The sequence below is a fragment of the Acinetobacter sp. P1(2025) genome, assembly GCF_051390655.1.
GTDB classification, from domain to species: Bacteria; Pseudomonadota; Gammaproteobacteria; order Pseudomonadales; family Moraxellaceae; genus Acinetobacter; species Acinetobacter junii.
This window is the reverse complement of record NZ_JBPKBJ010000107.1, coordinates 1-8,583: the sequence shown is the minus strand read 5'-3', so window position 1 is coordinate 8,583 and position 8,583 is coordinate 1. Positions and strand designations below refer to the sequence as shown.

The window sequence follows — 8,583 nt, the reverse complement described above, 5'->3', positions numbered from 1 at the left end:
ATTTAACATAATGGGCGTTATGCGAAATCACTCTTAATTATTTTAATTAAATCAAATACTTATATATTTTGCATGACGCAAAAAATCACCAAAAAGCCGATTTTGAAACAAGTCGGCTTTTTATTGAACGAATTTGTCACTTTCAGCCAATAAAATCGATCAAAAAACGCTCAGATTGTGACTTTTCCCTGATAACTCAATAGATCCAGTCCCGAAACTATCCGCAATTTCTGCGGATAAACCTTGGGGTAAGTTTTGGGTGATTTTTGTACGCTCAGGCTGACATGAATTAGGGAAGATTACGTCTATATCGCCCCCTGATTTTTTTCATATGATGGAATTATGGAGTACAGGATACTCCAGCACATAAAACAATAATGATAAGTGCAACAGGTACTAAAACTAATCAACCACATACGAAAAAGCCCGACAAAAATGTCGGGCTTTTTTATTGTCATTTGAAAACCGACTAAGTTCACTATAAAATATAGACTATAATCTATATTTTGGTTGTGATATGTGGACAGTCATCACGACAGATCTGTTTAATGAATGGCTTGAACAGCAAGACGAATCAACACAAGAGAAAGTCCTAGCCGCTTTGGTTGTTCTACAGCAGCAGGGACCAAGTTTAGGTCGCCCTTTAGTGGATACCGTGTATAACTCTAAATTTACCAATATGAAAGAGCTACGTGTTCAGCATCGAGGTAAACCACTGAGAGCCTTTTTCGCATTTGATCCATTACGACAAGCCATTGTGCTGTGCATTGCTGATAAAGGCGGGAAAAAGCGATTTTATAAAGAGATGCTGGATATTGCAGATGAGCAATACGAACTTCATCTCTCAACCCTAGGAGATCAATCTAATGGCTAAAACCTTACAGGAATTATTGGCTAGTCGCTCTCCAGAGAGCCAAGCTCGTATTCAACAAATGGCTGATGAACTACTTTTAGAAAATCAGCTTCACCTTATTCGAGAAGAATTAGAGATTTCCCAAAAAGAACTGGCTGAAACTCTTGGAATCAAACAACCATCACTTTCAGCAATCGAAAACCGAGGCAATGACCTTAAAATTTCGACCATGAAAAAGTATGTTGAAGCGATGGGTGGAAAGCTCCGTATTGATGTAGAGCTTCCAACAGGAAAACATATAGGATTCAATGTCTAACAACACAAAAGGCAGCATAAGCTGCCTTTTTTATTTCGGATAATCCCTATTATTTTAATTTTAGAAATTCTTAAGTTAAAAACGTAGGATAACTATTCTCTATCTAACCCCAATTAAAATAAAATTAATTATTTGATTTTTAATATTTTAATATAAAATTCTAAAAGTTAGTTTAACAAGAGTTTATTTAAATGGATCTACCCTTAAATCTTACATGTAATATCAATAGCCACAATGGATCTATTCAAAGAAATATAATTCTAGACAATCCTTTTACTTGTATTTTAGGTCCTAATGGATCAGGTAAAACACATCTTTTAAGAAGTATAAAAGACAGCATACGCCCCCATATTCAGAAAAAAACTCGCTTTATCTCTGCTGGCCGTATTGGTTTATTAGAGCAATTTCGATCGAACTTTGATGGTCACAGATTGCATTTTGACGGTGTCAATACACACTATAATTTTATCTATGATCAGGCTCAATTTGGTAGTAAAGATGACGCTAGCCGTAGACATGACATTGAAACGTTACAGGGTGACTATCATACATTAGCTCAACGTCCAGATATCTTGATAAAGGTCCAAGAAAGATTAACTAAATTATTTCGAAGAAATTTGAATGTTAGTTGGGACAATGGTCATCTAAAAATATTTTTTTCTCGTTTAGATGGATCAGAACCATATTCGTCTGCACGTGAAGCATCAGGATTAATGCATTTAGTTGGAATATTGTGTGCTCTTTACGATGATGAAGTAGGTGCATTATTTATTGATGAACCAGAAGTATCACTTCATCCACAACTTCAATCCTTTTTATTAAATGAGATTTTAGATACTGTTGGAATTCCTGATGAAGATACGAATAAAAAAATTATAGTGATTGCAACACACTCTACAGAGATGCTTTATATTAACGAGCCAGAAGATTTATCTTCTTTAATTTTTTGTTATGACCTAAATTCGGAACCTAAGCAAATTTCTAAGGAGGATGGAACTTTAAAGAATGAGAAAATCAGGAACCTTATTTCTAAGTTAGGACAAGAACACAAATTAACTCTTTTTTCTCACAAACCACTTCTTGTTGAAGGTCCTTCCGATGTTGTCATGTGCAACACATTAGCCAAAAAGCTACATATATATCTAGAAGCATCAGGTTCTCAAATTCTTCCTGTAATTGGTAAAGATCAAATTCCTATAGTTGCTAAACTACTTAAACTTTTTGGGAAAGAACCTGTTGTTTTAGCTGATGCTGATGCTATTGCGGATGGAGTTGATGTAATTTCTCCATTCTTAAGTAGAAATGAATCAGCCAATTTAAAGGCATCCACAATGGGAGCCAAAGATGCTCTTAGTTTGGCTCGAGAAATTAATAATGCATTCGCTAGTCTAGTAAATAGTAAATGGGATCAAATCGAGGCTTTAGCTACACAACATCCATATTGGATTAATGGTCAATCTGATATAGCTAAAGCCAAAAAGAGAGCCGCATTCTCAACACTATTTTCTAATGATAACAGTGTATTAAGAAATTTTTTAAAAGAAAATCATACAGATTGGATAATTATTAAAAATAGATATGAGGCATTATTAGAAATCGTTGAATCTTGTGGTGTATTTTTCTTAAAAAAAGGAGCTATTGAATCTTATTATAATTTGTCCGATCCAAATACTTCAGAGAAAAAGGTTGATGCAGCAATAGAAGAAATCACGCATATTCATACTCTGACAAAAGAGCAAATTCATCATGCATATGAAGATATCGTAAAATGTCTAAATTTTGCCTCATCTACAAGTGAAATTAATGAAGCTCTTGCGCTACAGGATATATTATTAGCAATAGTAGCCCCTTGTTTACCTAGAGTCCAAGATCCTACTAATCAAGAAGATCTAAACATTTTTGCTTCTTCTTTATTCCCTGATAAAGCCAAAATTTTTAACTTAACTAAAAATGGAGATAACCTAATAGTTGAATTAAAAAGCAAAATTATTAAGTGTGATAAATTCCCATTAACTATTCATAAAGATGAAAATATTAGTACCTCCATACGTAATAAATTATTATAAAATTCTAGCCACTTAATTTTTAAGTGGCTTTTTATTTAACATAAAATCTCTTATACGAAATTCGCCTGAATAGCCTTTCTGAGAAAGGCTATTCCTGATTTTTCACCAAAGCTTTCTTAATTTCGATGACTGACAATAACTCTCCCTCTTTTTTCCAGGTATTCAGTCCCTCTAATACCTGATGAAAAAGCTTATTCCGCTCAAAATATTCATTTTTATAATTTTTAACTTCCTGATATACCTTAGATTTTACTACATCATTGTGGAATTTTGTCACATTCTTAATGCGATTCTTCACCTGTTCAGGAGTCGATTCACTAATATCAATCCCTAACTCCTTGAAAGCAGCCAACACAGCACCGCCCAACTCAAACTTACGATGGTTTTCAGCCGTTCTTTTTTTATTGGCTTCCTTCTTCTGGATCTGACTCAAATAAAGCTCTAAATCACTCAACTCAAGCTTATGCGCTTTGAAACTCAGATAACGAGTCGCCATTGTTTTCAAGATATTAAAATCAGCACCACTCAACTCATTGTCCCGATACGTCTCAAACAACTGCACAAACTTCTTTTCATATGCGGTCTGCGGATACTGTACAGACACCTCATCAAACAATAAGTTCAACTTCATATGCTCACGATAAGGTTTTAAGGCCTCTTTTACTAAAATCTGTTTAGCTTCAGACAATGAATCAAAATTAAATTTTTCAGCTCGTAGCATCGCAATCACATCATTCTGTAAATCAGAGCGATCCTTCTTCTGTGAAAGATAGTCTACAAATGCATGTAACTCTGCGATTTGTAAAAGTTGCGCAGGTCTGCCACGTTTTTTTGATTTATCCAATGTCATCTATCTGCCGCCTAATTTTCAGAACTGCTACCGATTGAATTATGGTTTTACCATAATTCAATCGGGCAGTCTGAAAATAATTATTTAAAATAAAAATAAAATTTCTTGAAAAGAATTTATATTTTTATTTTAAATAATTCGCACTTGACAGTTTCTTCCTATCGGAGAAACTAGTACGCAATGGGGCGATTCCCCCTTGACCCCCTTTAACCGGATTATTTCAGCCCTGTAGGCATTGCATAATCCGGAGATTTTTATTGCGTTTCACTCCATAAAAACCAACAACACCCCAAGGAAGTGAACATGGCTAGTTACCATTTCAGCGTCAAAAGTAAAAATAAAGGCTACGCACTCGGCCACTACCTGTACATTTCCCGACTCCTGCAATACGAAGGTATCCGCAAAAAGAGCGCAGAAATCCTCGAACATGTCGAACCAGGGCGATGCATGCCCTCTTGGGTCAAGGATCCTGTTGAATTTTGGCAAGCAGCCGACACCTTTGAACGGGCCAATGCCAAGGTTTATATGGAATACGAAATAGCCTTACCGAATGAATTCACCGTAGAACAGCGTAAAACGCTCGTAGAGACATTTATTGAAAAAACCATAGCAACACACCACTACCCTCATTCCTACGCCATACACAACGTAAAATCACGCCTAAGTAGTGAAGAACAACCCCATTGCCACCTGATGTTTTCACTCAAAGCCGATGATGGTATTGAACGAAGTCCAGAACAATACTTCAAACGCTACAACGCGAAAGATCCAAGCAAAGGCGGAGCGAAGAAAATTCAGCTACAGGATGGCTATGCCGACTACTCCACTTACCTCCTGCATATCCGAAAAGCCTGGGAAAATCACCTGAATGACGCATTGGCAGAACATAGCCCAACGGTGACTTACCATATCGATGGCCGGGAGATCCAAATTAAAAACCAAGTCTCCGCAGACAACTACGAAAAATACAACGAGATACATGGCACCCTCTACCTACCAGAACCCAAACTGGGGACAGGCAAACAAAATGAAACTGTGGAATACCTGGCGGAAATCCAGAAAATCAGAGAACACAATGCCAAAGAAAGAGAATTAGAACAGCGCCAAAAGCACTTTGATCAACAGCATGAATACTTCCACAGCTGCTCAAACGAACCCTTCAGCTCTCCCGAAGTGATGCACTACCTCAATCACCTCATTAAAAAAGCCTACAACAAAAAAGAACTGGGCCACGATATCGACGAAATTATTCAAACCCAGCAACCGATCCTGCATCACGAAAAATGGGATATCGATACCATCAATTATAATCTCAACAACGCTAGGTTATACCCAGAACCGGACATGGAATTTAAAGTCCTATCCGTACGGTCAAAACCAGTGATTGAACCAACATCACAGCCGAAGCTAAAACCTGAAATACAACCCTCACAGCTTGAACCGAAACGAAATGATTATGATGGTCCTGGTTTTTAAAAATGGATCTGGATCAGAAAGTACAAAGCGAGTGTCTACGAGCGACATAGCCAAAATTCGCGCCTCGGCTTTCTGAAAAACCGCTTTTTTAGGTTAATCAACCTAAAAAAGTGAAATTTAGATGCAAAAATTTGAGCCTAGACCGAGCGAAGCGAGCATAAAACTTTATGAGCGAAGCGAATTCCGAGTTGCTTTTGCTCTTGCCTTTGCTTTTTCTCAAATTCACAACGAAAAGAACCAAAAAATTGCCCCTCGAATCGAGCGAAAGCGAGATTCAATAGAGTTTGAGCGTAGCGAAAACCAAGGGCAATTTTTCATTCTCAATGTTTTTAATTATTTTTAAAGTTTTTAAATACTTTTAGATACGTTGAAATCCTTTAATAACAATGATTAAAAGACCTATACCACACCAAAAAGTCACCTATACCACACCAAAAAGTCACCTATACCACACCAAAAAGTCACCTATACCACACCAAAAAGTCACCTATTTACACCATTGCTAAATAATGGTGTAATAACACCAAATAAAATAATGGTGTATTAAATGCCTAAAAATGAGTTAGTGGTCAAAGATAATGCTTTAATAAATGCTAGTTATAACCTTGATACTGTTGAACAAAGGCTAATTTTACTGGCCATACTACAAGCACGAGAAACTAAGACAGGAATTGATGCAAATACACGATTACGTATCCATGCTAGTGATTACATGGATAGATTTAATGTCAGTAAACATGCAGCTTATAAAGCATTAAAAACGGCTGTTACTAATTTGTTTGGTAGACAATTTAGTTATCTAACTATTGATGATAAAACAGGAAAATCTAAAAAAGTTATCTCACGATGGGTTCAAAATATTGCCTACATCGATGATGCAGCTACATTGGAAGTTACGTTTACTATGGATGTTGTACCTTTAATCACACGCCTAGAAAAGCAGTTTACAAGCTATCAACTTAAACAAGTTACACAACTAACAGGTAAATATGCTATTCGCCTTTATGAGCTATTGATCGCATGGCGAGAAGTAGGAAAAACCCCAATATTTGAAATAGCCGACTTTCGCTCAAAGCTAGGTTTAAGTCTAGATGATTACCCAAGACTAGATACTTTTAAAAGGCGTGTCCTTGAATCGGCAGTTAAGCAAGTTAATGAACATACAGACATCATTGTAACTGTCGAGCAACATAAAGATGGACGCTCTATTTGTGGTTTTTCATTCTCATTTAAACAAAAGAAAGTAGCTAAAAAGCCACTAAAGAATCTTGAGGATCAAAACAGTTTAAAGGCATTCCCCAAAATGACTGATGCACAGCGTCACTTATTTGCCAACAAACTGTCTGAATTACCAGAAATGAGTAAATATTCTCAAGGAACTGAAAGTTACTCTCAGTTTGCAGTCCGAATAGCTGAAATGCTTCATGATCAAGACTTAGTTAATGAGCTATATCCTCTATTAAAAAAAGTTGGCTATCATTAAATCATTGATGTAACGTTACACACTTAAATAATGTCTACTGGCTTACAGTCTTTCCACTTAGGTTACATGATGAAAGCATTATCAGTTATAGAACTTGCTGAACTTTATGGGATGAATAGACAAAGCATCTATAAGCGTATAAATAAAGGGGATTTATCCAAAAATAGTGATGGCAAGATAGATTTATCAGAAGCTATTCGAGTATTTGGAGAACCATCTAGTAAAATAAAAAATGTAACTACGTTACAGTCTACTTCGCTACAAAAAGAGACAGAAGTAGACATGTTGAAACAACAAGTAGACATACTAAAGAAACAATTGGAACTTGCTCACGAACGAGAAATGTTTCAACGTGAACAACTGCAAGCTAAAGATAATCAAATCGAAGCAATACAACGTCTATTAGAAGCTCCAAAAACCAATATGACTACGTTTACCGATCAAAAATCTGAGCAGAATATAGCGACAGATTCTCAGCCAGAATCTGAACTGAAAGATGAGGAATTGACTACTTCAGAGCAGATGGAAAATAAGCGGATTCCGGTGCCGGATCACATTGAACCAGAGCCTGAGAAAAGAGGGTTTTGGAGTCGTTTTTTTAGACCCTATGATTAATCAAGATTGTTTAATCTAAATGAATAAAAATATAGAAAAATAATCATGGAATAGGCGTGGAACGTGAATAGTCACGAAAAAGCCGTTCCAGTGCGCTGAACCCAGGAACGGCTTACTTTAAGATATTGATGCTAAAGAGGAAACTTCAAGTATTTCGCATAAGGTGTATTATGTTAATTTTAGAAATTCTTAATTTTTATAATCAATATTATTTAGAAATACTACATCCACCATTTCGTTCACATTCACTTGGATTTGCTTGTCTTTTTTCATAAGCCTCTCGCCTTTCTCTATTACTTATCTCTCGTCTACGCTCCCATTCTCTTTTATCTGCTTCAGTCACTTTTTCTCTGTATCCATAGTAATAACCATCTGCTGTTGTAAACTGAGCACGTTCACGATCTTTCTCTGCTTGAGTCTTCTCTGCATGAACAATACAAGCAGATGATGTTATCAATAATAATCCACTTAATACTCTCAGCATTTTTTATACTCTTTTAATAATATTTGCTGATTATAGGATGTAAAAATCTATCTACCTATCCTCATTTGAGGATATGTAGATAAATCAAACATGAATTATTATAAAAAATATTATCAATTATTCTTTAGAGGTATCTATGAAAAAACTTATTTTAGCTCTTTTAATTTTACCTTTTATGCAGATGTCTTATGCTGATGATAAAGAGAAAAAAGACCCTAGAGTTGGAGAACAACCTACTACTAGCTCATCGGCTATTAATGATTCATCACGAGGAACTCCAGAAGAATGCGTTAAGAGAAGACAAAGTGGATGTTAATTTAGATCTCAATTTAACATAATGGGCGTTATGCGAAATCACTCTTAATTATTTTAATTAAATCAAATACTTATATATTTTGCATGACGCAAAAAATCACCAAAAAGCCGATTTTGAAACAAGT

The 8,583-nt window shown here is 35.7% G+C and carries 10 protein-coding genes; 8 read left to right on the top strand and 2 right to left on the bottom strand.

Annotated elements, in window-relative coordinates; translation table 11 throughout:
• Positions 1–517 precede the first annotated feature (517 nt).
• The 3 genes from ACSC97_RS17005 (at position 518) to ACSC97_RS16995 (ending at position 3,235) form a co-directional block, all read left to right on the top strand.
• Positions 518–874, top strand: coding sequence for a type II toxin-antitoxin system RelE/ParE family toxin (locus ACSC97_RS17005; RefSeq protein ID WP_055414415.1), 357 nt, complete (start codon positions 518–520; stop codon positions 872–874).
• The gene (locus tag ACSC97_RS17000) at positions 867–1,169 is read left to right on the top strand and encodes a helix-turn-helix domain-containing protein (RefSeq protein ID WP_126132651.1); all 303 of its coding nucleotides are present in this window, start codon (positions 867–869) and stop codon (positions 1,167–1,169) included. Before ACSC97_RS17005 ends, ACSC97_RS17000 begins: the two co-directional genes overlap by 8 nt.
• 191 nt (positions 1,170–1,360) lie before the next feature.
• Positions 1,361–3,235 (top strand): ATP-dependent nuclease, encoded by a 1,875-nt coding sequence (locus ACSC97_RS16995; protein ID WP_436662112.1) that lies wholly within the window; start codon positions 1,361–1,363, stop codon positions 3,233–3,235.
• 88 nt (positions 3,236–3,323) lie between these two features.
• On the opposite strand, the gene ACSC97_RS16990 is transcribed toward ACSC97_RS16995, so the two are convergent.
• Entirely contained in the window at positions 3,324–4,085 is a 762-nt protein-coding gene (locus tag ACSC97_RS16990) for a hypothetical protein (protein WP_058972189.1), read from the bottom strand.
• Between the two features lie 303 nt (positions 4,086–4,388).
• Between ACSC97_RS16990 and ACSC97_RS16985 the strand changes: the two genes are divergently transcribed.
• The 4 genes from ACSC97_RS16985 (at position 4,389) to ACSC97_RS16970 (ending at position 7,659) form a co-directional block, all read left to right on the top strand.
• Positions 4,389–5,561, top strand: coding sequence for a MobA/MobL family protein (locus ACSC97_RS16985; RefSeq protein ID WP_436662110.1), 1,173 nt, complete (start codon positions 4,389–4,391; stop codon positions 5,559–5,561).
• A 121-nt stretch (positions 5,562–5,682) separates the two neighbouring features.
• Positions 5,683–5,904 (top strand): hypothetical protein, encoded by a 222-nt coding sequence (locus ACSC97_RS16980; RefSeq protein ID WP_436662108.1) that lies wholly within the window; start codon positions 5,683–5,685, stop codon positions 5,902–5,904.
• A gap of 204 nt (positions 5,905–6,108) precedes the next feature.
• Entirely contained in the window at positions 6,109–7,044 is a 936-nt protein-coding gene (gene repM, locus ACSC97_RS16975) for a replication initiation protein RepM (RefSeq protein ID WP_048766123.1), read from the top strand.
• A 69-nt stretch (positions 7,045–7,113) separates the two neighbouring features.
• Positions 7,114–7,659: a plasmid replication DNA-binding protein gene (locus ACSC97_RS16970; RefSeq protein ID WP_171478359.1), complete on the top strand. Its 546-nt coding sequence runs from the start codon at positions 7,114–7,116 to the stop codon at positions 7,657–7,659.
• Positions 7,660–7,867: 208 nt separating this feature from the next.
• Here ACSC97_RS16970 and ACSC97_RS16965 read toward each other — a convergent pair whose 3' ends face one another.
• Complete coding sequence (locus ACSC97_RS16965) at positions 7,868–8,143, bottom strand: hypothetical protein (RefSeq protein WP_436662105.1); 276 nt, start codon at positions 8,141–8,143, stop codon at positions 7,868–7,870.
• A 136-nt stretch (positions 8,144–8,279) separates the two neighbouring features.
• On the opposite strand from ACSC97_RS16965, the gene ACSC97_RS16960 reads away from it, so the two are divergent.
• The gene (locus ACSC97_RS16960; RefSeq protein WP_436662103.1) at positions 8,280–8,459 is read left to right on the top strand and encodes a hypothetical protein; all 180 of its coding nucleotides are present in this window, start codon (positions 8,280–8,282) and stop codon (positions 8,457–8,459) included.
• The last annotated feature ends 124 nt before the right edge of the window (positions 8,460–8,583 follow it).

Coding starts and splice junctions, on each gene's coding strand:
- repM (WP_048766123.1), top strand. CDS start 6,109: ATGCCTAAAAATGAGTTAGTGGTCAAAGATAATGCTTTAATAAATGCT.
- ACSC97_RS16980 (WP_436662108.1), top strand. CDS start 5,683: ATGCAAAAATTTGAGCCTAGACCGAGCGAAGCGAGCATAAAACTTTAT.
- ACSC97_RS16960 (WP_436662103.1), top strand. CDS start 8,280: ATGAAAAAACTTATTTTAGCTCTTTTAATTTTACCTTTTATGCAGATG.
- ACSC97_RS16965 (WP_436662105.1), bottom strand. CDS start 8,143: ATGCTGAGAGTATTAAGTGGATTATTATTGATAACATCATCTGCTTGT.
- ACSC97_RS16990 (WP_058972189.1), bottom strand. CDS start 4,085: ATGACATTGGATAAATCAAAAAAACGTGGCAGACCTGCGCAACTTTTA.
- ACSC97_RS16985 (WP_436662110.1), top strand. CDS start 4,389: ATGGCTAGTTACCATTTCAGCGTCAAAAGTAAAAATAAAGGCTACGCA.
- ACSC97_RS17000 (WP_126132651.1), top strand. CDS start 867: ATGGCTAAAACCTTACAGGAATTATTGGCTAGTCGCTCTCCAGAGAGC.
- ACSC97_RS16995 (WP_436662112.1), top strand. CDS start 1,361: ATGGATCTACCCTTAAATCTTACATGTAATATCAATAGCCACAATGGA.
- ACSC97_RS16970 (WP_171478359.1), top strand. CDS start 7,114: ATGAAAGCATTATCAGTTATAGAACTTGCTGAACTTTATGGGATGAAT.
- ACSC97_RS17005 (WP_055414415.1), top strand. CDS start 518: ATGTGGACAGTCATCACGACAGATCTGTTTAATGAATGGCTTGAACAG.